Annotated in this window: 22 protein-coding genes and 1 pseudogene; 13 read left to right on the top strand and 10 right to left on the bottom strand. The window is 64.4% G+C overall.

Annotation, left to right across the window (positions count from 1 at the left end; all coding sequences use genetic code 11):
* Nucleotides 1-24: 24 nt before the first annotated feature.
* Nucleotides 25-372: pseudogene (locus tag EC86_RS30445) on the top strand (DDE-type integrase/transposase/recombinase); the annotation flags it as partial.
* 32 nt (nucleotides 373-404) lie between these two features.
* Here EC86_RS30445 and EC86_RS0124080 read toward each other — a convergent pair.
* From EC86_RS0124080 to EC86_RS28235, 4 genes are all read right to left on the bottom strand, one after another.
* On the bottom strand, nucleotides 405-2,495 hold the full coding sequence (locus EC86_RS0124080) for a recombinase family protein (RefSeq protein WP_029528226.1): 2,091 nt from the start codon (nucleotides 2,493-2,495) through the stop codon (nucleotides 405-407).
* Nucleotides 2,489-2,776 (bottom strand): hypothetical protein, encoded by a 288-nt coding sequence (locus tag EC86_RS0124085; RefSeq protein ID WP_029528225.1) that lies wholly within the window; start codon nucleotides 2,774-2,776, stop codon nucleotides 2,489-2,491. Before EC86_RS0124085 ends, EC86_RS0124080 begins: the two co-directional genes overlap by 7 nt.
* Before the next feature lie 5 nt (nucleotides 2,777-2,781).
* Nucleotides 2,782-3,246: a helix-turn-helix domain-containing protein gene (locus EC86_RS0124090; RefSeq protein ID WP_029528224.1), complete on the bottom strand. Its 465-nt coding sequence runs from the start codon at nucleotides 3,244-3,246 to the stop codon at nucleotides 2,782-2,784.
* A 210-nt stretch (nucleotides 3,247-3,456) separates the two neighbouring features.
* Complete coding sequence (locus EC86_RS28235) at nucleotides 3,457-3,765, bottom strand: DUF5372 family protein (RefSeq protein ID WP_269635758.1); 309 nt, start codon at nucleotides 3,763-3,765, stop codon at nucleotides 3,457-3,459.
* Between EC86_RS28235 and EC86_RS0124100 the strand changes: the two genes are divergently transcribed.
* Together EC86_RS0124100 and EC86_RS0124105 are read left to right on the top strand one after the other, a co-directional pair.
* Nucleotides 3,735-4,097 (top strand): integrase core domain-containing protein, encoded by a 363-nt coding sequence (locus tag EC86_RS0124100; RefSeq protein WP_029528223.1) that lies wholly within the window; start codon nucleotides 3,735-3,737, stop codon nucleotides 4,095-4,097. The genes EC86_RS28235 and EC86_RS0124100 overlap by 31 nt on opposite strands.
* Before the next feature lie 159 nt (nucleotides 4,098-4,256).
* Nucleotides 4,257-6,287: a 4-oxalomesaconate tautomerase gene (locus EC86_RS0124105; protein ID WP_232230041.1), complete on the top strand. Its 2,031-nt coding sequence runs from the start codon at nucleotides 4,257-4,259 to the stop codon at nucleotides 6,285-6,287.
* A 37-nt stretch (nucleotides 6,288-6,324) separates the two neighbouring features.
* On the opposite strand, the gene EC86_RS0124110 is transcribed toward EC86_RS0124105, so the two are convergent.
* Nucleotides 6,325-7,248, bottom strand: a complete 924-nt coding sequence (locus tag EC86_RS0124110) for a LysR family transcriptional regulator (protein WP_029528331.1) — start codon at nucleotides 7,246-7,248, stop codon at nucleotides 6,325-6,327.
* A gap of 112 nt (nucleotides 7,249-7,360) precedes the next feature.
* Here EC86_RS0124110 and EC86_RS0124115 point away from each other — a divergent pair, with 112 nt between their 5' ends.
* From EC86_RS0124115 to EC86_RS0124140, 6 genes are read left to right on the top strand one after another with little or no spacing between them, the layout of a single operon-like run.
* Nucleotides 7,361-8,386 (top strand): Bug family tripartite tricarboxylate transporter substrate binding protein, encoded by a 1,026-nt coding sequence (locus EC86_RS0124115; RefSeq protein ID WP_029528332.1) that lies wholly within the window; start codon nucleotides 7,361-7,363, stop codon nucleotides 8,384-8,386.
* A gap of 34 nt (nucleotides 8,387-8,420) precedes the next feature.
* Nucleotides 8,421-9,278: an HTD2 family dehydratase gene (locus EC86_RS0124120; protein ID WP_029528333.1), complete on the top strand. Its 858-nt coding sequence runs from the start codon at nucleotides 8,421-8,423 to the stop codon at nucleotides 9,276-9,278.
* 21 nt (nucleotides 9,279-9,299) lie between these two features.
* A complete protein-coding gene (locus EC86_RS0124125; protein WP_029528334.1) occupies nucleotides 9,300-10,481 on the top strand; it encodes a CaiB/BaiF CoA transferase family protein in 1,182 nt (393 codons plus the stop codon).
* Between the two features lie 2 nt (nucleotides 10,482-10,483).
* A complete protein-coding gene (locus tag EC86_RS0124130; protein ID WP_029528335.1) occupies nucleotides 10,484-11,323 on the top strand; it encodes an HpcH/HpaI aldolase/citrate lyase family protein in 840 nt (279 codons plus the stop codon).
* Between the two features lie 25 nt (nucleotides 11,324-11,348).
* Entirely contained in the window at nucleotides 11,349-12,698 is a 1,350-nt protein-coding gene (locus EC86_RS0124135; RefSeq protein WP_029528336.1) for a class-II fumarase/aspartase family protein, read from the top strand.
* Between the two features lie 45 nt (nucleotides 12,699-12,743).
* Nucleotides 12,744-13,826, top strand: a complete 1,083-nt coding sequence (locus EC86_RS0124140; protein ID WP_029528337.1) for a porin — start codon at nucleotides 12,744-12,746, stop codon at nucleotides 13,824-13,826.
* A gap of 170 nt (nucleotides 13,827-13,996) precedes the next feature.
* Here EC86_RS0124140 and EC86_RS0124145 read toward each other — a convergent pair whose 3' ends face one another.
* From EC86_RS0124145 to EC86_RS0124165, 5 genes are all read right to left on the bottom strand, one after another.
* Nucleotides 13,997-14,974 carry a Bug family tripartite tricarboxylate transporter substrate binding protein gene (locus EC86_RS0124145; protein WP_029528338.1) on the bottom strand — a complete coding sequence of 326 codons (978 nt, stop codon included), beginning with the start codon at nucleotides 14,972-14,974 and terminating at the stop codon, nucleotides 13,997-13,999.
* Nucleotides 14,975-15,011: 37 nt separating this feature from the next.
* The gene (tcuB, locus tag EC86_RS0124150) at nucleotides 15,012-16,196 is read right to left on the bottom strand and encodes a tricarballylate utilization 4Fe-4S protein TcuB (RefSeq protein WP_029528339.1); all 1,185 of its coding nucleotides are present in this window, start codon (nucleotides 16,194-16,196) and stop codon (nucleotides 15,012-15,014) included.
* Entirely contained in the window at nucleotides 16,183-17,616 is a 1,434-nt protein-coding gene (tcuA, locus tag EC86_RS0124155; protein ID WP_029528340.1) for an FAD-dependent tricarballylate dehydrogenase TcuA, read from the bottom strand. The genes tcuB and tcuA overlap by 14 nt, the downstream gene beginning before the upstream one ends.
* Nucleotides 17,617-17,694: 78 nt before the next feature.
* On the bottom strand, nucleotides 17,695-18,621 hold the full coding sequence (locus EC86_RS0124160) for a LysR family transcriptional regulator (protein ID WP_029528341.1): 927 nt from the start codon (nucleotides 18,619-18,621) through the stop codon (nucleotides 17,695-17,697).
* Nucleotides 18,622-18,890: 269 nt separating this feature from the next.
* Entirely contained in the window at nucleotides 18,891-19,838 is a 948-nt protein-coding gene (locus EC86_RS0124165) for a LysR family transcriptional regulator (protein WP_051676337.1), read from the bottom strand.
* Between the two features lie 83 nt (nucleotides 19,839-19,921).
* Between EC86_RS0124165 and EC86_RS0124170 the strand changes: the two genes are divergently transcribed.
* From EC86_RS0124170 to EC86_RS0124185, 4 genes are all read left to right on the top strand, one after another.
* Nucleotides 19,922-21,298, top strand: coding sequence for an acyclic terpene utilization AtuA family protein (locus tag EC86_RS0124170; protein WP_029528343.1), 1,377 nt, complete (start codon nucleotides 19,922-19,924; stop codon nucleotides 21,296-21,298).
* A complete protein-coding gene (locus EC86_RS0124175) occupies nucleotides 21,295-21,657 on the top strand; it encodes an AtuA-related protein (protein ID WP_029528344.1) in 363 nt (120 codons plus the stop codon). Before EC86_RS0124170 ends, EC86_RS0124175 begins: the two co-directional genes overlap by 4 nt.
* A 52-nt stretch (nucleotides 21,658-21,709) precedes the next feature.
* Complete coding sequence (locus EC86_RS0124180) at nucleotides 21,710-22,678, top strand: Bug family tripartite tricarboxylate transporter substrate binding protein (RefSeq protein WP_029528345.1); 969 nt, start codon at nucleotides 21,710-21,712, stop codon at nucleotides 22,676-22,678.
* Between the two features lie 113 nt (nucleotides 22,679-22,791).
* On the top strand, nucleotides 22,792-24,930 hold the full coding sequence (locus EC86_RS0124185) for an alpha/beta hydrolase domain-containing protein (protein ID WP_029528346.1): 2,139 nt from the start codon (nucleotides 22,792-22,794) through the stop codon (nucleotides 24,928-24,930).
* The last annotated feature ends 478 nt before the right edge of the window (nucleotides 24,931-25,408 follow it).

Here is a 25,408-nt window from a genome sequence, read left to right on the forward strand (position 1 = left end):
CGCCTGCTGCGCCAGGAGGGCCAGTTGGCCCATCGGCGCGCAGAGCGTTCAGCGCAAAAGCGCAGCCGGCCGCGCGCCCTGGCCGCGACCGGGCCCGATCAGGTGTTTTGCTGGGATATCACGTACCTGCCAACCCAGGTGCGCGGCCAGCACTTCTACCTGTACCTGTTCGAGGATCTGTTCAGCCGCAAGATCGTTGGCTGGCAGGTGTTCGATTGCGAGAGTGCCGAGCTGGCCAGCCAGTTGCTGCGCGACATCTGCGCGCGGCACAGCATTCCCCCGGGCCAGCTGACGGTGCATTCGGACAATGGCGCGCCGATGAAGGGCGAGACCATGCTGGCCACGATGCAGCGCCTGGGAGTGGCGCACACGCGCAGCCGGCCGTCCGTAAGCAACGACAAGGACTACGTCGCATACTGCACTCCTTCCGTACGTTCAGGTGGAACCGTTGCCTCCAGACGCCGCTGCGAGAGCTTGGCGCCGGGCTTCTTGCGGGGAGCCAGGTCGCCTGGTGGTTCATACAAGGACTCGTTCTTGTCGCTGTAGGCGTGGCCTCGCAACAGGCCGCGCCGCAGCCAGATCTTGACAGTGTGGGGGGTGACGTGCAATGCGTCGGCCATTTCCTGCAGTGTCAACATGCCGCGCTCGCGCAATCGGTCGTACCGCGGTTTGAGATGGTAGTCGCGCGCCAAACGCGCGATCATCCGTGTATTGAATGCCGATCCCGCACCCGGCGCGAATCCACGAGCATTGAGAACGTCGGCGATCTGCGCCGTGGTGTGTTCGTCAAGCAAGTGGTCTATCTCCTGGACCACGGCAGTGGGCGTCACACGCTGCTGCCAGGAGCACTTGGGCAGGGGTAGATGCAGCGACTTGCGCGCACCACCCTTGAAGCGAATATGTATGGTGATCTTGTCGTCACGATTCAAGGTGACGTCCTCCACCAGCAATCTGACCATGCGTTTGCGATCGCGATCGAGCGTACCCGGATCGTTCCACAGGCGAGGGAAGTCGGTGGCCAGTTGCACGATCGCTTTGCGCTGCTCGTCGGTCAACAAGCGTGCGTCTTCATCCCGGCGACGGGTGTACTCCTCGCGTGCATCGCCCAGCGCGCGCAGCTTCTCGTTCCAATCCGCCTCCAGGGAGTCGGCCACCAGCCGGTTGTCGGGATCAACGCGCATATAGCGTCGCTGCGCCAGTTCGCATTCGTACTGCGCGCGTTCAACATTGGCATGGCGCATGCGGTCCGCCTCTTCAAAGCGAGACTGCAGTTCCTGTTGAACGACCAGCGACACCTCGAGCGCAACCGGATTGACCGCCTCGATGAGCACCGCTGCGACCGCTTGGTCAATGCCGGTTCCGGGCACGTGTTGGCACACCGCTTGACCGTGCTTGATGCGTTCGCGCTGGCATATGTAGTCGGGACACAATTGCCCATGACGATCGTGATAGCGAACCGTCATGCGTTGACCGCAGCGCCCACACAAGACCATTCCTTGCAGCAGCGCAGGACCCTCGCGCGGTGGTCCGCGCCGCCGATCGGTGCCCATCGCCTGCGCGTTGGCATGCAGGCGATGCTGGTTGAGCTCGAACTCGTCCCAAGAGATATACCCCGCATGGTTACCCGGGATCAACGTGACCCATTCATCGCGCGGCATTCGACGCAGCCGGGTGCGGCCATCGATGGTCCTGACCGTATGGCAACGTCCATAAACAAACGCTCCAGCGTATCGGGGACTGTGCAGCACCCGAAGCACCTGGTCGTGCGTCAGGCTGCCCCACAGCAGTTCGCCTTTGTGGGGACCCTTGGCGCAGCGCCGCGGAAATGCCAGCTTCTCATCACGCGCGGCCTTGACCGTGGCGCAGGCTGAGCCGGTGCGGGCGAACGCCGCGAACAGCCACCTCAGGCAATGCTGGACTTGCTGATCAGGATCGAGCACGAGCGTGCCATCGCTGGTGTAGATCAACCCCACGGGCGGGCGCATCTCCAACTCGCCGCGGCGCGCCTTGTTCAGGATTCCGCCCTGCAGGCGCGCGCGCAGCACATGCAGTTCCGCCTCGCTCATGGTGCCCTTCAGGCCGAGCAGCAACCGGTCGTTGAAGTGTGCCGGGTCATAGACTCCATCCTCGTCGCAGATCAGCGTCGAGGTGAGCGCGCAGATCTCCAGCAACCGATGCCAGTCCATGGAGTTGCGTGCCAGGCGCGAGACCTCCAGACCCAGCACGATGCCCGCGTGGCCCATGCCGACTTCGGCGACCAAGCGCTGGAAGCCTTCGCGATCCGTGGCGGCGCCGGACTGGCCAAGATCGGTATCGATGACGATGACGCGTTCGTCTGCCCAGCCAAGGGCCACGGCGCGTTGGCGCAAGCCGTACTGGCGCTTGGTGCTCTCGGTGTTCTCGAACACCTGGCGCAGCGTCGACTGGCGGACATAGAGGTAGGCGTTGCGCTTGAGGTGACTGGCCTGCACCTTCTGATGGTGATCATTCAACATACGAGGGCCTCCTGCCGATTGAACAAAACCATACTGGCCAGCAGCATTGCAACGTCCCTGTGCAACTGCGCTGGACAGATCTGCTGGTCACCCTGTGGCGGCGCCGGCACCGGCGTCGGCGCCACGCACTGACTCCACACCTGCATCCAGGCGCACATACCGCCACGGGTGAACAAAGCCAGGCCCTGGGGTTGAACGGCCGATCGGCCAAGCACCTGTTGGCGCAGATCTTCGTAGCGTGCAACCAGACTGTCGTCGCGCAGCAGCGGCGCAAGCGACACGGGTATCAGCGCCGTTTTTTTTTGCGCAGCAACTGCCGCTCGATGCTGCGAGGGTGAACTTGCACCCCGAAATTTTGGTGCACCAACTCGGCCAGGCGCTCCGCACGAATATCCGGATCGGTAGCACGCGCCTCGCAGATGAACTGCAGCACCGTTGGCGTGAGTTTGTGGCCACCGTGCGGACCACTCTTGTGGGCGAGTAAAGCGGCCAGGCCGCCGCTCTCGAAGGCCGTCATGGCCTGGTAGAACGAGGGACGCGAAAAGCCGCAGGCCTTGGCAGCCTCGCTGATCGAGCGCTTGTCGATGTTGACCAGTCGCAGCATCTCGTACTTGACCTGCAGCACATCGTCGGGGTCGAAGAACGCGTTGTTGGCGAACAGTGCGTGAGTGACGCCGTGCGCACGCGGGTTGAGCGCAGCGTGCTGGCGCAGGACCGCTTGCTTGTCGTGCTTGTCTCGATCTATGGGCATGGACCCTCCTCGGCTCAGGCCAGTCAATGTATGTAAATAGGATTATGTTCGGCATGAACACACTGTCAAGGTGATCACTGCAAGCGATAGGAGGTTTCATGTGCAGCATGTATGTTGAGCTCCCATGCCAGTAGCATCGAACAGATGCAAGACAAGACGTAATCGCCTTTACACTTTGCACAATATCTTCTTTACACTGAAGGGGCCGGCTCATGACTTCATTGCCTCGATCAGTTGCACCAATTCGAGGAGTTCTTGAGCCCGGAACGCGGCACGTCCCCGCGCCACAGCATTGAAAGGGTCTTCGGCGACCAGGTCGGTCCAGACCGCCGGCATCGAGTGCGAGCCTCCTGCTGTGTCGTGGAAAAAAACCCTGTCTTCGCGCCAGTTCCTCCCACGCTCGACCAGATCGAACACCTGACCGAACAGCGGATGGTGCGGATGGGTGACGCGAAAAGGTCGTCGCTCAACGTCGCCATGCGGCGCAGTTGACTGCTCGCTCCAATCCCTATGTCGAATCGGCGTTCAGAACCCTGAAGTACCGCCCGCAATTGCCTGTCAAGCCGTTTGAAAACCTGCTGGCCGCAAGGCGCTGGGTGACCGAGCTGGCGCACTGGTACAACCATCAGCATCACCACAGCGCGATTGGCTTCGTGACTCCAGCCCAACGCCATGCCGGCCTGGACCGGGCATTGCTTGAGGAGCGATCGCTCGTCTATGAACGGGCACGCCAGGAAAATCCCCAGCGCTGGTCAAGGCAGACCCGCCAGTGGGCGCATGTCGATGTCGTTCACCTCAACCCGGAAACCCCACAAATCAAGGAGCCTCAAAACACGCAAAAAGCAGCCTGACTCACTTCACTTTAGGCGACAACTACCTTGACAGCCACCGGGCAATGCATCGGGTAACCACCTTACACAAGGCGAAGGCGCAGGCATCAAAGCCCCGCCACGCACAGGAAACCCGATGTTGAAATTGATCACCGCTTGCTGCCGGCCCGAAGGCTCGGCATGCTGAACCGAAAAATACCTTGCGTGCTGATGCGCGCCGGTACCTCGCGCGGCCCGTTTTTCCTGCGCGAATGGCTGCCCGAGGGCGATGAAGCCCGCGACCAGGCATTGATTGGCGCCATCGGCGCGTCCGACCCGCTGCAGCTCGACGGCTTGGGCGGGGGCAGCACACTCAACAGCAAGGTTGCCATCGTGTCGCGCTCGAGCCAGAGCGGCTGCGACCTGGACTACCTGTTTGCGCAGGTGGGCGTTGGCCATCAGTCGGTGGACACCCGGCCTAATTGCGGCAACATGCTCTCGGGCGTCGCGCCGTTCGCGATTGAGCAGGGTTTGATCCCGGCGCAGGACGGCCACACCACGGCGAGGATCTACAACGTCAACACGGGCGCGCGCATCGACGTGACCGTCTGCACGCCCGGCGGGCGCGTCACTTACGAAGGCGATGCGCGGATTGACGGCGTGGCCGGCACCGCTGCGCCGATCCTGCTGAACTTTCTCGACGCTTGGGGCGCCATCACCGGCCAGCTGTTCCCGACCGGCCAGCGCATTGACGTGATCGACGGGCTGGAGCTCACCTGCATCGACGCGGCCATGCCCTTGATGATCCTGCGCGCCAGCGACCTGGGTCTGACGGGCCGCGAGCGGCCGGCAGAACTCGATGCCAATACGGCGCTCCTGGCGCGCATCGAGGCGCTGCGCCTGATCGCTGGTGTTCGCATGGGCCTGGGAGATGTGTCCGACAGCGTGATTCCCAAGCCGGTGCTGGTCAGCGCGGGCGACGGCCCGCTCAGCATCACCTCGCGCTATTTCACACCCCGGCGCTGCCATGCCTCGCATGCCGTGACCGGCGCCATCGGCGTGGCGACCGCCTTTGCATTGCCCGGCACGGTGGCCAGCGGCATGGCCAGGACGGCAGGCAAACACCCGCTGACGGTGCTGCACCCGGCAGGGCAAATCGACATTGAAGTCGAACTGGAAGGTGAAGGCCAGGACGCGACGATTCAGCGCGCGGCGCTGGTGCGCACCGCCCGCAAGATCATGCAGGGCGAGCTGCACCTGCCCGGCTACGTGTTTCCTCAAGTCAGCCCGGAGCCAGTGACCAGCACCCAGGCGGCGCGCCCCTTTCCAAGCCAGGACATCCAGATCATCGTGCCGACCAGCGCCGGCGGCGGCAACGACACCATGGCGCGCACCTTGACGCGCAAGCTCGGTCCGGTGCTGGGCCAGTCGGTGACGGTGGACAACCGCGCCGGCGCCAACGGCAGCATTGCCAGCGAATTCGTCGCCGCCGCCCGGCCGGACGGCCATACCCTGATGCTGGGCTACATCGCCACCCACGGCATCAACCCGGCCTTGCAGGCGCTGCGCTACGACCCGGTGGCCGATTTTGCACCGATCGGCCTGGTCGGCCACTCGCCCACGCTGCTGGTGGTTCACGCCGACCTTGCGGTGCACAGCGTGGCGGAGTTGGTCAGACTCATCCGGTCCCAGCCGGGGCGCTTCAGTTACGCCTCGGCCGGCGAAGGCACGGCGCCGCACCTGGCGGCCGAACTGTTTAAGCTGCAAACCGGCATCACGCTGCCCGGCTTGGCCCATGCCGGCGCGGCGCCGGCCATTGCCGACACCGCGCGTGGCAACGCCCAGCTGATGTTCCCCAGCCTGTTCACCGCCCAGCCCTATTTGCGCAGTGGCAAGCTGCGGGCGCTGGCGGTGGCCGGTCCGGCGCGCCTGAGCGGCCTGCCCGACGTGCCCACGCTGGCCGAGGCGGGCGTGGCCGGCATCGAGCTGACCCAGTGGTACGCCTTGTTTGCGCCGGCCAAAACGCCGGCGCCGGTGGTGGCGCAGCTCAACAGCGCGCTCAACACCGTGCTGCAGGACCTTGAAATCATCGCCCGCTTCGACGCCGACGGCGCCCAAGTGCAGACCAGCACGCCCGAAGAGCTGCACCACCTGCTGCTTGCCGAGCGGACCAAGTGGCGCCAGGTGGTCCAGCAGACGGGCTTGCGGTTGGAGCTGCAGCTGGTCGAGTAAACCCGCCACGGATATGGCGCCAAGCGCCTGGGAGAATTCAGGCCGGGTCGCCAGCGGCCGATTTTCGGGTCTTCAAGGCCGTGCGCAAATGCTGGTGAAACACCTCGGCCGCTGGCCGCAGCTTGATGCCGTGGCGCATGAGCAAACCCACCCTGCGCACGGTGTGCGGCTGGCGCAATGGCAGGCCCACCAGCGTGGCGTGCGTGCTGGCCAGTGCCATACGCGGCACGGCCGCCAAGCCCAGGCCCGCCTCGACCATGCCCAGCAGCGTTGCGACATGGCTGACCTCGAACGCAAAGCTCGGATTCAGGCCTGCTTTGGTCAAGGAGTCGTCGAGCAGCTGGCGGTTGCCGCTGCTGCGCGCCACGGCAATCAAGCTTTCCTTCTCCACATCCGCCCAGTTCACCGTCTTACATTTGGCCAGCGCATGGTTGCGCGGCATCGCCAGCACAAAGGGATCGTCGTGAATCGACTCAAAGGCGATCTCGGGCATCAAGGTGTTCATGAAGCCGATGCCAAAGTCGGCATCGCCCGAGAGCACGCTTTGCAGCACCAGGTTCATCGTCTCATCGACCACCCGTATGCGAATGCCGGGGTAGTTGCGGGAAAAGCTGCTGATCACACTCGGTAAAAAGTACAGGGCCGCCGACGGCACGCAGGCCACCGTCACGTGGCCGCTGCGGTGGGTGGCAATGTCGGCAATGCCCAGCATGGCCGATTCCAGGTCGTCCAGCGCGGTGCGCGCGCGCTCCAGGAATACCCGGCCCAGCGGCGTGAGCTCCACCTCGCGCGTGGTGCGGTGGAACAGGCGCGCGCCCAGGATGGTCTCCAGCTTGTCGATGCGCCGGCTCAGCGCCGGGGACGACAAGTTGATGTGCTCGGCCGCCGCGCGAAAGCTGCCGCGCTCGGCCACGGCCACGAAACCCTGCAGTTGCTGCAAATCGAAATTGATGCGTGCCATGCAGCAATGGTAGCAAAACTTGCAATTCACAAGCCAGCAGGATCAAGGGATGATCGTGTTCAAAGCAAGGATCAGCTGGTTGATCCCAAGCCAAATCGAAGGAGATTTTCACATGCCGCATTCACGCACTGCCCCGCCTTTCTCATTGAAGGCTTCAACCCGCTCCATGGTCTTCACGCCCTGGCTGGCCGGGCTTTCCATGGCGCTTCTGAGCGCCGCGTCCAGCCAGGCGCTGGCACAGGACTGGCCCGCCAAAAACATCACCATCGTCGTGCCCACCGCTGCCGGCGGCGCCAATGACGCCATGGCCCGCATCATCGGACAAGGCCTGGCCGCCCGGCTTGGAAAAGGGGTAATTGTTGAAAACAAGGCCGGCGCCAATGGCGCGATCGCCAGCGAGTTCGTGGCCCGTGCCGCGCCCGACGGCTACACGATCATGTTCGGCTACATCGCCACCCACGGCATCAACCCGGCGCTGCAAAAGCTCAAGTACGACCCGGTCGCGGACTTCGAGCCCATCGGCATGGTGGCGGTCTCGCCGACCGTGCTGGTGATCAACAACAACGTCGCGGCCAAGAACGTCAAGGAACTGGTGCAGCTGATCAAGTCCAAGCCGGGCACCTTCAGTTACGCCTCGGCCGGCAACGGCACGGCGCCGCACATCGCCGGCGAGTTGTTCAAGCTCTCGGCCGGGCTGGACGTGGTGAGCATTCCGTACAAGGGCTCGGCGCCCGCCGTGGTGGACACGATTTCGGGCAACACCCAGTTGATGTTCCCCAGCCTGTTCACGGCCTATCCGCACATCAAAAACGGCCGGCTCAGGGCGATCGGCATCGCCGGCGAGAAACGCTCGGCGCTCCTTCCCGACATGCCCACGCTGGCCGAGCAGGGCGTGGCCAACGTCAACATGTCGCAGTGGTATGCCATGTTCGCACCCGCCAAAACGCCTAAAGCGGTGGTGGACCGGCTGAACCGCGAAATGAACGGCGTGCTGGGCGACCAGGCGGTGCAGAAAAAAATCCAGGAACAAGGCGCCGAGGTAGAAACCGGCACGCCCGAGCAGCTCAAGACCCTGGTGCAAAAAGAAGTGGCGCACTGGAAAACCGTCGTGACGACCGCCAAGATCAAGGCTGAGTAACCCTGTCAACCTGTCTCACCCGGAGAACACGCGCATGAACCTGCAAGACTGGACCGGCCACAGCGAGACGGTTGAAGACATCGCCACGGCAACGCCGTATGCCGCCCTGGCCGCAACGCTCGACTGGCCGGCCACGCCCGGTCAGGAGCGCCCCGCGCCCGGCACGCTGCTGCCGAGCCTGTGGCACTGGCTGTATTTTTTGCCCATCTACCGACAATCCGACATCGGGCCGGACGGCCACGCAAAGCGTGGCGGCTTCATGCCGCCGGTGCCCCTGCCCCGGCGCATGTGGGCGGGCAGCGACTTCGCCTTCCATGAGCCGCTGCGCATTGGTGACACCTTGAGCCGGACGTCGACGATTGCCGAGGTGAAGGAAAAGTCGGGCCGCACCGGCAGCCTGATCTTCGTGAAAGTGCGCCATGAAATCCGCCGCAACGCCAGTCTGGATGTCGCGCTGACCGAGCACCACAACATCGTTTACCGCGCCGCAGCGCAGCCTGGCGACGTGAGCCCGCCGCCACAGGCCGCGCCTGAAGCGTCCGCTTGGGAACGGCGCATCGTTCCCGACGACGTGCTGCTGTTTCGCTACTCGGCGCTGACCTTCAATGGCCACCGCATCCATTACGACCGCCAGTACGTCACCGAGACTGAAGGCTACCCCGGCCTGATCGTGCACGGCCCGTTGATTGCCACGCTGTTGATGGACCTGCTGCGCCGTCAGTTGCCCGAGGCGAACGTGACGAATTTCGAGTTCCGCGCGGTCCGGCCGACCTTTGACATCCATCCTTTTTCCGTCCACGGCCAGCCTTCGCTTGATGGCAAGACCGTGCGCCTGTGGGGCCGCGACCATGAAGGCTGGCTGACGATGGACGCCACCGCAACGCTTGCCTGACCACCGACCAGGACCACTTTCATGCAACCCCTGAAAAACATCACCATCGTCACGCTGGAACACGCGATTGCCGCGCCCTTCGCCACGCGCCAGCTGGCCGACCTGGGCGCGCGCGTCATCAAGGTCGAACGTCCCGGCGTTGGCGACTTTGCGCGCGGCTACGACGAGCGCGTGCGCGGCCTGGCCTCGCATTTCGTCTGGACCAACCGCTCCAAGGAAAGCCTCACGCTCGATGTGAAGCATGCCGAAGCACAAAAAATCCTGATGCGGCTGATCTTGGAGGAAGCCGATGTCGTGGTGCAGAACCTCGCGCCTGGCGCAGCGGCGCGGCTGGGACTGTCGTATGAAGCGCTGTCGGCACTGAAACCCGGCATCATCGTGTGCGACATCTCCGGCTACGGCAGCGACGGCCCCTACCGCGACAAGAAGGCCTACGACCTCTTGATCCAGAGCGAAGCGGGCTTTGTCTCGGTCACGGGAACGCCCGAGACACCGTCCAAGGCCGGGCCGTCGATTGCCGACATTGCCGCCGGCATGTACGCCTACACCAACATCCTGGCCGCGCTCATGCACCGCCAGCAAACCGGCGAAGGCCAGCGCATCGACGTGTCGATGCTCGAATCCTTGACGGAATGGATGGGCTACCCGTTGTACTACGCCTTCGACGGTGCCCCGCCGCCGCCGCGCACGGGCGCCAGCCACGCCACGATTTATCCCTACGGCCCGTTTCCCGCCGGCGACGGCAAGACCGTGATGCTCGGCCTGCAGAACGAGCGCGAATGGAAGATCTTTTGCGACAAACTCTTGCAGCAGCCGGAACTGGCCACCGACGAGCGCTTTTCGGGCAATACCAAACGAAGCGCGGCGCGGGCCGAGCTGTCAGCACTGATTGTTGAAGCATTCGCCCCCTTCACCGCCGAGCAGGTGTCAACCCGCCTGGAGCAGGCGGGCATCGCCAATGCCCAGGTTAACACCATGGCCGAGGTGTGGGCGCATCCCCAGCTCAAGGCGCGCGGCCGCTGGCGCAAGGTGGACACCGCCGCCGGCCGGGTTCCCGCGCTACTGCCGCCCGGCTCCTGGCAGCACGGCGCGCCGCGCATGGACGCCGTGCCCGCGCTGGGCCAGCACACCGACGCGATTCTGGAGGGCCAGGGCTACAGCGCCGAGCGCATTGGCGAGCTGCGCGCCGAAGGGGTGATCTGACCATGTCCGGCGACCCACCGCAGACCTACCTGTTCGTGCCCGGCAACCGCCCCGAGCGCTTTGCCAAGGCGCTGGCCTCGGGCGCCGACCGCGTCATCCTGGACCTGGAAGACGCGGTAGCCCCTGGCGACAAGGCCGCGGCGCGAGACGCCGTTGTCCAATGGATGACTGGCGCCGGGGAAGCGCAGGGCAAGGTGCTGATCCGTATCAACGATGACGCCACGCCCTGGCACCTGGACGATTTGGCGCTGATGCGCGCCGTGCAGCCGGCATGCGTCATGCTGCCCAAATGCGAGACAGCCGCGCAGGTGGCCGCCGTGCTGGCCAGCCTGGCCATCAACGCTACCGTGCTCCCATTGATCGAGACTGCGCGCGGTGTGATGGGACTGCCCGGCATTGCCGCCGCACCCGGCGTGGCGTGCCTGGCGTTCGGTTCGCTCGACTACATGGTGGACCTGAATATTCCGGCGGACAGCCTGGCGCTGGACTTTGCGGCGTCGCAAATCGCCATCGCTTCGCGCGCAGCCGGCTTGAACTCGCCGGTCGCGGGCGTCACGCCCGCGCTCGATGCCGCGCAGGTCAGCGCCGACATGCGCCATGCGCGCAGCCTGGGCTTTGGCGCCAAGATGTGCATCCACCCCGCCCAAGTTGCCGCCGTGCGCGCCGCGCTGGCACCCAGCGCCGAAGAACGGGCGTGGGCGCAGCGCGTGCTGCAGGCCTGGCAGGCGTGCAGCACCGGCGCCCTCCAGCTGGACGGAAAGATGATCGACCGGCCGGTGGTCCTGAAAGCCGAGCGCATCGCCGCGCAGGCCGCCCGCACCGATTCAAGTCTTACCCCCTAAAACACAAACCCCACAGGAGAACCTCATGCCATCCACCATCATCGACTCCCGAATCTTCGGCGACATGTTCAGCGACGCGGCCATGCGGCGCGTCTGGTCGGACGAAAACCGCACCGCCAAGTATCTCGACATCGAGCGGGCGCTGGCCAAGGTGCAGGGCGAACTCGGCCTCATCCCGCAGGAAGCGGCCGACGAGATCGTCAAGAACTGCAACATCGAGCAGATCGACTGGGTCAAGCTCAAGGCCAAGACCGAACAAATCGGCTACCCCATCATTGCCGTGGTCAACCAGATCAATGCTGCCTGCCGCGACAAGCTGGGCGAATACTGCCACTGGGGCGCGACCACGCAAGACATCACCGACACGGCGGCCGTGCTGCAGATCCGCGAAAGCCTGGGCCTGGTCGAAGCCGACCTGAAGGACATCTCCAACTCGCTCGCCAAACTGGCCCTAGAGCATCGCGACACGCCGATCATCGGCCGCAGCAACCTGCAGCAGGCCACGCCGATCACCTTCGGCTACAAGATGGCCAGCATCCTGGCGGGCATCGAGCGCCACCGCGAACGGCTGGAGCAGCTCAAGCCCAGGGTGCTGGTGGGCGAATTCGGCGGTGCGTCGGGCACGCTGTCGTCGCTGGAAACCGGCGCCATGGAAACGCAGGCCGGGCTGATGAAGGAGTTGGGCCTGGGCCAGCCCTTGATTTCATGGCACACGGTGCGCGACAACTTCGCCGAGGTCGGCGCGTTCCTCGGCATCGTCGGCGGCTCGCTGGGCAAGATTGCCATGGACGTCAAGCTGATGATGCAGACCGAGGTGGCCGAGGTGTTCGAGCCCTATGCGCCAGGGCGCGGCTCCTCATCGACCATGCCGCAAAAGCGCAACCCGATCTCGTGCCTGTACATCCACGCCAACATCTCGGTGGTGCGCCAACTGGCCGCCTCGCTGATGGACGCGATGGTCGCTGACCATGAACGCTCGACCGGCCCGTGGGAAATCGAGTGGGTCGCCATGCCCGAAATCTTTTGCCTGATGTCCGGGGCGCTCAAGCAGACCAAGTTCATCCTCGCCGGGCTGGAAGTCGATGCTGGTCAGATGCGCCGCAACATCGACATGACGCACGGGCTGGTGATGTCCGAGGCTGTGATGATGGGCCTGGGGCCCTACATCGGCCGCGAATACGCGCACGACCTGGTCTATGACATCTGCCGCGCCGCGCTGGCGCAAAAACGCCCGCTGATCGACCTGCTGGCCGAGCACTCGGAAATCAACCAGCACGTCACGCGCGAACAACTGGCGTCGTTTTGCGACCCGATGAACAACCTGGGCCAGGCCGGCGTGATGGTGGACCGGGTATTGGCGGCGCGCAAAGCCTGAACCCAGGAATTTTTTAACCCTCAGAAAAAAGAAAGAGACAAACGCATGAAGACTCACTCCACCAATTGCCGCAAACCCCTGCTTGGCCTGTCCCTGCTGGCATTGGCCTGCACGGGCCATGCCCAAAGCAGCGTTACCCTCTACGGCGTGGCCGATGCCGGGGTGCGCCACAGCAGCGGGCTGACCGCCGCCTATGCTGGATCGGCAGACGCCAGCAGCGCCGTCAACAGCGGCATTAACACCACCAGCCGGTTTGGATTTCGCGGCTCGGAAGACCTGGGCGGAGGCCTGAAGGCTATTTTTAACCTTGAGTCGGGTGTCAACCTCGACACCGGCGCCTCGGCCAGCGCCACCAAGCTGTTCGACCGTGCCGCCATCGTGGGCCTGCAAGGCAGTTGGGGAACCGTCACGGCGGGCCGCCAGACCACGGTGCTCGCCGATGTGGTGAGCGCGGTGGATCCGCTGGGCAGCCGGTTTGCCAGCTTCAACCCCAACGTGGGAATTGCCGCGCTGAGCGCGCATCGACTGGCAGCTGAATTTGGTCCCGCAGGGTCCACCACCGGCGCTTACCGGCTGGACAACTCGGTCAAGTACGTCGGCCGCTTCAGTGACTTTAGCGTGCGGGCCATGCATGCCTTTGGCGAGCAGGCTGGCAACTCGTCGAACCTCTCGTCTTCGGGCGTGGGCGCGGGCTACCAAGCGGGCGGCTACACCGCCGCGCTGTCGTATGCGCAGTTCAAGAACGCGGCCGGCTTGAGTCTCAAGGGTTACCTGGGCGGCGCCAGCGCGATGCTGGTCGGCAACAAGATTGCGCTGACCTATGGCAACCATGAGGCGGAAACTTCCGCCACTGCCAAGACCCGCAACCGCACGCTGGGCCTGGGCGGCACCGTGCCGCTGGGCGCGAGCGTGGACCTGATCCTGGCGCATTACCAAGTCAGGCGCGCACGCACCGCGGCCGTGGACGACGGTTTTAACCGCACTGTGGCGTTCCTGGAGTACAAGTTCTCCAAGCGCACCCGCGCGTATGCCGAGTTGGACCAGACCCACTGGAAAAACGGCTACCAGGGCACCGGCTTCAAGAGCAGCGCTTCTGGTGTTTCTGCAGGCGTCGTGCACAGCTTTTAAGCGCTGCGGCCGGCCCGCAAGACTGTCTTACGCTGGCCGGCATCTTGCGCTCTACAACCACCTTTACCCAAGTCGTGGTGTGGCACGCTGGTTTGCCAAGATGATCAACCTTCTAGCGAACCCTGGTCGGTCTTGAAGAAAGTATCAGAACTTTGCCCTCAGGGCTGCTATCAGTTGGCTGTGATCTTGCGCTCGCGGACAATGGTGCTCCACTTGACATCTTCTTTTTTCATGAAAGCCGTCAGCTCGGCACGCGACGTGGGCTGCGGGCTCAAACCGTGCTTGTTCAGCGCATCCTTGACGCCGGCATCGTTGAGCACCTTCACAATCTCTGTGTTCCAACGATCCAGCAGGGCCGCAGGCGTCTTGCTTGGCGCCACAAAGGCGTACCAATTCAACGCTTCGAATCCGGGGTAACCGGATTCCGCCACGGTCGGGATGTTGGGCATATAAGCCGGCCTGGTCAAACCGGTGGTCGCCAGCGGGATGAGCTTGCCCGATTCCACATGCGGCAAGGCCGTAGGGGGCGCCGAGAAATACGATGCAATTCGCTCGCCCAGCAAGTCCTGCAGGGCGGGGGCGCCGCCCTTGTACGGCACATGCACCATGTCGATGCCAGCGCGCTGGTTGAACAGCTCTCCCGCCAGATGGGAGGCAGACCCTGCGCCGGTAGAAGCAAATTCCACGCTGCCCTGCTTTTTCTTTGACAGCGCCACAAACTCGGCCAGCGTCTTGATGCCCAGACCCTTGTGCACGACCAGCACGTTGGGGAAATTGACGCCGCCCGACACCGCTGCCAGATCCTTGAACGGGTCGTAGCTCACCTTCATCACATGCGGGGCGATGGTGAGCGGGCCAATGGAGCCGAACAGCAGCATGGAGCCATCGGCGGGCCCGTTGGCCACCTGCTGATGCGCGATGTTGCCGCCGGCGCCGGCTTTGTTGTCGACCACGACGGTTTGGCCGATGTTTTCACCCAGCTTCTTGGCGATCAGGCGCGCGGCCGCATCGGCAGCGCCACCGGCGGCAAAGCCGACCACCAGCGTGACCGGTTTTTGGGGTGGAAAGTCTTGCGCGTAGCCTTGGCTGGCGAGCAACACTGGGAGTACGGCCAACGCCGCAGTGCGGCGCAGAGAGAAGTTGTTCATCGCGGTTTTCCTTTGAGGGGTTATTTATTTAGGCTCTTCAGTCGTCGGCCAGGCCCACCGGGCTGGGCTGGCGCTTTTCTGTCGCATGACGCAGCAGCGACGCGGTGCGGAAAATACCGTGCGCAAATTTGCCGTAAGGCAACGTAGCAAACAAGGCCATCACCGCCCCCAGATGCAGGCAGAGCAGCAAGGCGAGCGCTGGCGTGCTGCGCCCCAGCCACAGGGCCAAGCCGCTCGCACTGGTGAAAAACAGCAGCGCGATGAACCCCAGGTCCATCGGCTTTTGCGCCAGGTCGCCGTGCAATGGATGGCGTTGGCGGTTCAGGCGCCACAGCCCGGCGGTGCCGACCAGCAGGCTGACGCCACCGGCCACGCCCAGCAGCTTGGGCAGGCTGGGCAGCTCGTACGGGGCGGTCCAGCCCAGGGCATAGTGGTACAGCGTGGCCACGCTGGTGGCTAAAAAACACAGCATGAAGCCGTAGAACGTGAAGTGATGAAAGCGCCGGCGTGCCAGGGAAAAGGCATCGTCCTCGTTGTTGCAGCCTTCGCCGTGCCCGCCGCCAAGGTACTTCAGGCGCAGCACCGTATCCGTGGCTTCGGCTGCCGCCGGCCCGCTCAGCGCCGCGCCACTGGTGGCCGGCGTGATGTCACGCCAAAAACGCCTGACGCCCATCGCCAGCGCCAGCGCAGCAAACCCAAAGACGGGTGCGAACATGCCCACCAACAGGTTATGCGGGAACAGGCGGTAGAAATTGCCGCCCAGCTTGGCGTTCCACAGCGTTCCCTGCGCGGCAACGGCCATGATCAGAAACAGCGCCAGCGCCGCCGCCAAGGCCACCGACAAGGTGAGTCCGTTGCGTTGGTACAGCGTGCCCAGCGCCGGCGGCCAGGCGTAATCAACATAGGTCTGGCCCCGCACTTCGGCCATGGCCTTGGGCACGTTGACCGCGAACTCGTGAGGCGGGGCATACTGGCAGGCGTGCAGGCAGGCCCCGCAGTTGTGGCACAAGTTGGCCAGGAAGTGGATGTCGGCTTTGCCAAATTCCAGCCGGCGCGTCATGGCGGGGAACACAGCGCAAAACCCCTCGCAGTAGCGGCACGAATTGCAGATCTGCATCTGCCGACCGACCTCGGTTTCTTTGGCGGTGAGGATGGGAATCACGCGGCGCGCGCCGCCGGCGAGCGACACCGCTTCACGCGTCAGGGCATCAAGCTGTTGCAAGGGGAGCCTCCTGGGAAATGTTGGATGTGTTGGATGTCAAGGCAGCCGCACGCGCAGCTTGGACGCCAGCAATGCGGCCAAACGCGGTGCCGATGCTCATGCCTACGCCGGCGGTGTAGCCCTTGCCGAGCACATTGCCGGCCATCATTTCTCCGGCCACAAAAAGGTTGGGACTGGCTCGTCCTGAAAAGCGCACCGCCGCCGTGTCGTCCACCTTCAGTCCGAGGTAGGTGAAGGTGATGCCAGGCTTGAGGGCATAGCCGTAGAACGGCGCTGTGTCGATGGGCCTTGCCCAGTGCGTCTTGGCCGGGCTCACCCCTTCGGTATGGCAATCATCGAGCGCCGTGTGGTCAAAACTGCCCACTCGGCAGGCGGCGTTGTAATCGGTGATCGTTTGCACGAAGCTTTGGACGTTCAGGCCCAGCTTTTGCGCCAGTTCCGGCAGCGAGGACGCCGTGGTGCCCGGAAACACCGGAGGCATGAAGCGGCCAATGGCTTTCTGGTCGATGATGGAGTAGGCCACCTGCCCGGGCTGCTGCGCGACCAGCCGGCCCCAGATGGCGTAGCGCTTGGGCCAGAAGTCCTCGCCCTCGTCGTAAAAGCGCGCTGCGTCCCGGTTGATCACCACGCCGAGCGAGACGCAGTCGATCCGCGTGCAGATGCCGCCGTCGTAGAGCGGCGCACGCGCGTCAATGGCGACCATGTGCCCCTGTGACGCATCACCGATGGTGTCGGCGCCAGCGTCGATCAGGTATTTGAGTAGCACGCCCTGGTTGAAGCGGGTTCCGCGGATCAGGAAATTATCAGCCGGCCACTCGCCGCGCTCGTTTTGCCCCCAGGCTTGCCGCAGCCACTCGCGGTTGGACTCAAAGCCGCCCGCGGCCAGCACGCAGCTCCTGGCTTCAATGCGTTCGCCGCGCTCGGTATGGGCGGCGACAAAGCGCTCGCCGTCCATTTCCACCGACACCACGGGCGTCTCGTAGCGGATCTGCACGCCCAGACGCTCGGCGCTTCGAAAGTAGGCGTTGACCAGTGCCTTGCCGCCGCCCATGAAAAATGCGTTGGTGCGCGCAACATGCAGGGCGCCCGACAGCGGCGGCTGGAAATGCACGCCGTGGCTGCGCATCCAGTCGCGGCAATTGGACGATGCCCGGATCACCAGGCGCGCCAGGTACTCGTCAGTCAGCCCCCCCGTGACCTTGAGCAGGTCTTGCCAAAATTCCTCCTCCGGGTAGGCGTCGATCAGGACGTCTTGCGGTGCGTCATGCATGCAGCGCAAGTTGCGTGTGTGCTGTGAGTTGCCACCGCGCCAAGCGCGAGGCGCCGCTTCGAGCAGCAGCACGCTGGCGCCCGCCTCGCGCGCCATGAGCGCGGCGCACAGCGCGGCATTTCCGCCGCCGACGATCAGTACATCGATCACGTGGGTCTCTCCTTATGGGTTGGAGAGACTGTAGCCAGTCGCCTCTTCAGGCGAAAGTCCTAATCGGGCAACAGGTGTTTAGCTTTCGAGAAGACTTGCGCCCGCCCAAAGGCCTTCGCGCACCAGACGGCGCACCGTGTCGGTCATCACCACCCGGGCGGCGAGGGCGGCCGGTGAAAGCTCATCGTCGCACAGGCTGACCAAGAGGTTGCGGCGCCCCACATGGGCATCGGTGATCTGGCTGCGCTGCAAGTCACCCCCCGAATGCCGCGCTGTTGCAGCGCCCGGCTGGATCGTCGCGCCGAGACCCGCGCGCACCGCATCCATCAGCAAAGCGAGCCCATCGATTTCCGCCACGACATGGGGTTCCACGCTTACGCGCGCGAATGCGGCTGTCAGCGTCGCACGCAGTCCGTGGTCGATGCTCGGAAGGATGAGCGGCGTGTCCGCCAGCTGAGACAGGCGCACCTTGGCGCCCACCGGCCGCTGGGCGAGCGCTGGCGAGGCAATAACAAACAGCTTTTCCTCGAGCAGGGGCGCAACGCTCCAGCGGCGGGAAGCGTTGGTCTGAAATAAAACGGCCAGGTCCAGCTGGCGTGCCTGAAGCATCGTTGCCAGGTGCCCCGAGAGCGACTCGACTAGGTGCAAACGCACATCCGGGTAGGACTGGCGCATGGCCTGCAGCAGCGGCACACCGAGCACAGACGCCGTGGTCGGGGCAAGTCCCACGCTGACATGGCCCGACAGTCGCGCTTGCTGCGCGGCGAGAATCGCCGCATCGGCATGGCGCAATGTCAGCTGCGCCTGGTGAAGAAAGGCCACGCCAGCGGCGGTGGGCGTGACGCCCGTCGAGATGCGTTGCAGGAGCCGGGTGCACAGTTCGCCTTCGAGCCGGCTGATCTGCTGGCTCAAGGCCGAAGTGACAACGCCGAGTTCGGCCGCTGCGCGTCCCATGCTGCGCAACTCGCAGATCTTCACAAAGTAACGCAGCTGACGCAGTTCCATCTTAGATTGGGCGCTTGAACAGCCGCTCGGTACCTTTCTTCCCGATTGTAGGCGCTGCCTTGCGGACGTGGTGGGATCGGCAAGCCGGTCTTATCCTTCCATCCGACCGCTCAGAAAGCGTCTACCAGTAGTAACTCGTGTCAAGGTGGTGGGCTCATAACTTGAGAGAATTGAGCTGCCTCGCCAGGCATTGGTGTCAAGCGACTGGCGCCACTTTGCGCTCCAGAAGCGGTTTTTCCCGCTTGCAGCAGTGATCCGCTCGAACCGCGTCAAGCCAGCACGCGGTTGCCGATCCGCTCGACGATCAGGTCATGCAGCGCTTGCGCGGCCACGGACAAACTGGCATCGCGCCGCTCGATCAGGTGCACGCTGCGGGTGAGCAAGGGCAGGGACAGTGGGCGCGTCACCACCGCACCATGAAAGTGAAACAGCGTGAGCGATGGCACCACGCTGATGCCCAGCCCGGCCTCAACCAGGCCCCTGACGGTCGCCAGGTGTTCGACCTCGAACACCGCGTTCAGGCGCAGGGGATGCAGTGCCGCGTCCAGCGCCTGGCGCACGGAGCTGTTGCGCGTCATCTGGATGAAGGGCCAGGGCAGGAGTTGCTCGGCTGTGATGAGCGCCTCTTGCGCCAGCGGGTGCCCGGGCAGGCACACCAGGTGAAACCCGTCGGAGCACAACTGATGCGTGCGCAGATCGCTCAAAGTGGCGCCCGTGCCCGGCACGGCCAGCGCGAAATCGGCTTGGCCGCTGCGCACCAAGGCGATGCAGGGGTCGGACAGCGCATCGTGCAGATCGAGCGTAATGCCCGGCCACGCTTTCATGAATTCCGCGAATACCGCTGGCAGCCAGCCCGCGGCCAGCGAAGGCAAGGCCGCCACGCGCACGCGGCCCTGGCGAAGCTCAACATGGCTGGCTACGCTTTCCAGCGCGCTGCCCATGTCGTCCAGCAGGCGGCGCGCCCAGCCGTCAAACAGTTGCCCCTCGGGCGTCAGGCGCACGCTGCGCTTGTCGCGGTCAAACAGCCGCGTGCCCACCGCTGACTCCAGCGTGGCGATGAGCGCGCTGAAGGCCGGCTGCGACAGGTGGCAGGTGAGCGCCGCACGCGTGAAGTTGCGCTGGTCTGCCAGTGCGGCGAAGGCCCGCAGCTGACGCGTGGAAATATCGGGTGTCCTCAAAAATCGTCTCCTTGGGGAGTTATTTGAATTGCAGATCATGCCATCTGAAATTTCGATTTTGCATATTAACGAGATACCCCTAAAGTCGCCTTACACAAAAAAGATCAGGAGACAACAAGCCCATGATTTCTACTGCCCGCCCGCCGCTGCTCATTGGTTGCGCAGCCGGTTTTTCCGGGGACCGCACCGATGCGGCCGGCCCCGTGGTCGATACCTTGATCGCGCGCCTCGCACAAGGCCCGGCCGGGCAGCGGGCCTTCCTGATCTTCGAAACGCTGGCCGAACGCACGCTGGCGCTGGCGCAGCTGCGCCGGCGCGCCGACGCCGAAGCGGGCTACGAGCCGCTGCTCGACGCCATGCTGCGTCCAGTGCTGGCACGCTGTCTGGCGCATGGCATCCGGATCGTGAGCAACTTCGGCGCGGCCAATCCGCGCGCGGCGGCGCGGCACATCGCGCGCATGGCGCGTGAACTCGGTGCCCCGGCACCCCGCATTGCAGTGGTCGAGGGCGACGACCTGTCCTCGCCCGCGCAGCGCGCCTTGCTGCGCGAGCAGCTTGGCGCCAGGATGGACGAGCTGGCGGTGGTGAGCGCCAACGCCTACATCGGCGCCGAGCCGATTGCCGCGGCGCTCAATGCCGGCGCGCAGATAGTGGTGTGCGGCCGTGTGGCCGACCCCTCGCTCACCGTCGGCCCGGCCATGTCGCACTTCGGCTGGAAGGCCGACGACTGGACCGCACTTAGCCGCGCCACGATGGCCGGGCACCTGCTCGAATGCGGCGCGCAGGTCTGCGGCGGCTATTTCGCCGACCCGGGCTACAAGGACGTGCCCGGGCTGGAGCGCGTCGGCTTTCCGATTGCCGAGATCGAGGCCGATGGGCGATGCACGATCGGCAAGGCGGACGGCACGGGGGGTCTGGTGACGGAGGCGACCGTCAAGGAGCAGCTGCTCTACGAGGTGCATGACCCGGCCGCCTACCTCACGCCCGACGTGATCGCCGACATCGGCGAGGCGCGCGTCACGGCCCAGGGCGCCGACCGGGTGCTGCTGAGCGGCGTGCGCGGCCACGCGCGCCCGACCCACTACAAAGTCAACGTCTGCTACGAAGGCGGCTGGCTGGCCGAAGGCGAGATCTCGTACGCCGGCGCCCGCGCCGAAGCGCGCGCCCGCCTGGCAGCCGATGTGCTGCGCAACCGACTGCCGAGCTTGGCTTTGCGTGTCGATCTGATCGGCGCGCTCAGCGTGTTCAATGACGATGCCGGTCATGCGCTTGCGGCGACCCCCGACAGCGGCATGCGCGATGTACGGCTGCGCGTGGCGGCCACGCACGCCGATCGGAGCGAAGCCGAGCGCCTGGGCCGGGAGGTGATGGCGCTGTACACCTGCGGCCCGGCCGGCGGGGGCGGCGTGCGTTCTACCCTGACGCCACGGCTGAATACGATTTCGTGCCTGCTGGCGCGCGAGGCGGTGCCGGTCCGATTTGAAATGGTGGCGCCATGAACCGGACAACCGTTCCGCTGTACCGCGCAGCGCATGGCCGCACCGGCGACAAGGGCGACCGCTCCAACATCAGCGTCATCGCCTGGCACCCAGAGTTGTTCGCGCTGCTGGTCGAACAGGTCACGCTAGAAGCCGTGGCCGCGCAGTTTCGGCATCGCGATCCGAGCCAGGTGCAGCGCTTCGTGCTGCCCCGGCTGCAGGCCATGAATTTCGTGCTGGACGGTGTGCTCGACGGAGGCGTCAACGATGCGCTCAACCTGGACACCCATGGCAAGGCGTTGTCGTTCCTGCTGCTGGAGATGCCCATCGACGTGCCCGATCACCTGCAACACCTGCTCGCCGGCCCTTCAGACCTATGAGGCTTTTCCGGCAGCCTCTGATTTTTACAACACCCACGGAGACAACCCGACCATGACCCGCTTGCATTCCATCGCCTTCGCCGCTGCCGCACTCGCGCTCGCGCCTGCATTCACGTTCGCCCAGAGCTTTCCCGCCAAGACCATCACCTTCGTGGTGCCGTTCGCCGCAGGCACCGCGACTGACCAGATTGCGCGGGCCGTCGCCAATGGCGTCACCCTTGAGACCAAGCAGGCGGTCGTCATCGACAACAAGGCTGGCGCGAGCGGCTTCATTGCCTCGCAGCAGGTGGCCAAGGCGCTGCCCGACGGCTACACCGTGCTCATCACCACGAACACCACGCATGCGGCCAACGAGCATCTGTTCAAGAAACTGCCGTACGACCCGGTCAAGGACTTCGCGCCGATCTCTGCGCTGGGCAAGGGCGGGCAGATCATGGTGGTGAATCCCGCCTTTCCGGCCAAGACCGTGGCGGAGTTCGTTGCATTGGCCAAAAAAGATCCGGGCAAATACACGTTTGGCAGCGGCAGCTCATCGAGCCGCATGGCCGGCGAGCTGCTCCAGCAGATGGCCGGCATCAAGCTGCTGCATGTGCCCTACAAGAGCAACACGCTGGCCGTCACCGACCTGCTGGGCACGCAGATCGACATGATGATCACCGATGCGGCGACCGGTCTGCCGCAGGTCAAGGCCGGCAAGCTGCGCGCCCTCGGTGTGTCAAGTGCCCAGCGCTCGCCCCTGGCGCCCGAGGTGCCGACGATTGCCGAGGCCGGTGTGAAGGGCTACGAGATCGGCTACTGGTTCGCCGCTTACGCGCCTGCGGGCACGCCGCCGGCGGTGGTCAGTCAGCTCAACGAGTTGCTGGTCAAGGCGGCCAGGAGTGAAGCGGCTAAAAAAGCCTTTTATGAGCCCACCGGCACCGAGGTGTTCACCACGTCGCCGCAGGAATTGGCCAAATTCCAGACCGGCGAGTCGCAAAAGTGGGGCCGTATCTTCAAGGCTGCCGGCATCGAAGCCGAGTAAGCCGGGCAGGGCCTGCGGCGCACTGCGCCGCCTCTAAGTTCTTTATTTTTTTGTGGCGGACACCGCGCCAGCGCGTGAGCGTGTCTTTTTTATATAACAGCAGGAGACAGACGATGTATTTCAAAACCCCCTTATTGGCCCTCGTCGCGGCAGCAGCCGTTGCAGCATGCGGCGGCGACGGAGGCGCAGGCGCAGATATAGGCGGAGTTGTCAACAGCAGCGGCAGCACGCCTGCCGTCAAGCTCAATGTCACCGCCACCGAGGACTTTGCCGGCACCTACGGCAGCGTCGGAGCGTACGAAAAACTCACCGGCACGCTCTCGGGCGAAGTCGACCCGTCCGATCCCAAGAACGCCGTGATCCAGGACTTGGCACTGGCCCCGGTCAACGCCCGCGGGATGGTCGAGTACCAGGCCGATTTTGTGATGCTCAAGCCCAAGGACATGGCCAAGGCCAGCGGCGTGCTGCGTTACGATGCGCCCAATCGCGGCAATATTCTGACAATGCTGAACCCGGCTACTACTCCGAGCGATGCGGTATTCCTGGAGCGCGGCTACGTGCTGCTGTACTCGGCCTGGCAAGGCGACGTGCCCAAGAGTTCGCCTGGCCGTCTCACAGCCACGGTGCCCGTGGCCAGGAACAAGGACGGCTCGTCCATCACTGGCGCCTATCGCAGCGAACTGATCCCTTCTGCCGCTTCACCGGTCATGACGCTCCCCGGGGGCGTATTCAATGGCTCCATGATCCCCTATGCCCCGGCCAGCCTGGACAACACGCTGCCCGGCTACTCGCTCACGCGCCGGATCAACGACACCGATCCACGCGTCCCTGTGCCTGCCGCTGACTGGAAGTTTGCCGACTGCAACACCGGCACCAACCCGTTCCCGGGCACGGCCGACGGCAGCAAGATCTGTGTCAAGGGCGGCTTTGACCCGAAGTACCTGTATGAAGTGGTGTACGTGGCCAAAGACCCCAAGGTCATGGGCGTAGGGCTGGCCGCGTTGCGCGACACGGTGAGCTTTTTTCGCAAAGCCTCGGTTGATGCGGGCGGAGTCGCCAATCCCCTGGCCGGCCGCATTAACAGCGTGATCGGGCAGGGCACTTCGCAGTCGGGCAACGCCATGAAGACCTTCTTGCACCTGGGCTTCAACCAGGCGCTGGACGGAAGCAAGGTGTTCGACGGCCTTTATGCCCATGTGGCCGCTCGCCAGACCAACGTGAACACCCGCTTCGCTGTGCCTGGCGGCGGCGGCGCCATCCGCACCGACCACACTGCCTTTGGCCAGACCGCGCCCCGTGCCCTCGACAAGGACTACGTCGATCCACTCACCGGCCGCAAGGGCGGGGTGATGACGCGCTGTGCGGCGAGCAACACCTGCCCGAAATTCTTTCTCGGCTTGTCGGGTACGGAGTTCTGGCAACTGCAGGGCTCGCCCGTGCTGACCGATGCGGCTGGCGTGCGTGATCTGGCGCAGCCGGACAACGCGCGCATCTACTATTACAGCAGCACGCAGCACGGCGGCAACGGCGGCACCTCTGGCATTGGCTACAACCCGGCAGCCAACGTGTACCCGACCGGGACAGTGACGCACCATACCGACACCTTCCGCGCTTTGTTCATCGCGCTCGAAGACTGGGTCGTGCGCGATGTCGCGCCCCCGGCGAGCCAGGTGCCGCGCATTGCCGACGGCACCTTGGTGCGGCCCGACAAGGTGGTCTATCCGCAGATGAAGGGTTTGAGCTGGGCCGCGTCCAGCGTGCAGACCGCCATTCCGGCCTTCAATTACCTGGCGCGCTACAACAACTATTCCGTGCTGGACTTTGGTCCGCAGTTCATTGCCCAGGACGAATCGGGCATTGCCACCAACTTGCCTCCGGTCAACACCGGGGTGGACTATGCCATCTTGGTGCCACAGGTGGACGCGTCCACCGGCTTGACGAGGTCCGGTATTCGCGGCGTGGAAGTGCAGGCCCCCCTGGGAACCAGCATTGAATTTAACTATGTAGCCACGCCGGGCATCATCGACCTGACCAGCCTCACCGGCAGCTTCATTCCCTTTCACAAGACCGAAGCGGCGCGGATTGCGGCGGGAGACACGCGGCCGTCATTGGAGTCGCTGTACGCCAGCCAGGCGGGTTACGTGGCCGCTGTCACGGCGGCCAGCACCAACTTGGTGGCGCAGCGCTTTTTATTGCAGCGCGATGCTGACCGGCGGGTGCAGCAGGCAACTGCAGCCAGCGTGCTGCCTTAACCACAGAGTTGCAAGGAAATCGCCCAGCAAGCGCGGTGAGAGCACTGCATTGCTGGGCTGCGCAAAAGACGGGCGCATTGCCTCTGCGGCTCGGGTTAATTTTGCTGCAGCGGCTGCAGCGGCTACAGCGGTTCTGACAGGGCAAAGCCAGGCCGGTCGCGTCCAAGAGCTGGCAGGTGTTAAGGCTTAAACCCGGATGGAATTGGCTGCGGAAATCGCTCGGCAGTCCGGCAAGGCAGTGGTTTACCGCGAATCTGCCTGAAGCCGCCTACAACGCTGCACTGGTGCAGGTCGGTAGGCCTAAAGGTTTTGCCCGTATGCTGGCCGACTCGGATGCCCAAGCAGCATGGGGAGCGATCTTCGATAACAGCCACCAACTGAGCCGGCTGATCTGTCGTTCGACCTCTGCGCGGGCGACATCTGTCTTCTTGGTACTAGAAGGCTGATCCCCTGCGATTTATTTCACCTTGAAAACAAA

The organism is Polaromonas glacialis (assembly GCF_000709345.1).
In the GTDB taxonomy this organism is placed as follows: domain Bacteria; phylum Pseudomonadota; class Gammaproteobacteria; order Burkholderiales; family Burkholderiaceae_C; genus Polaromonas; species Polaromonas glacialis.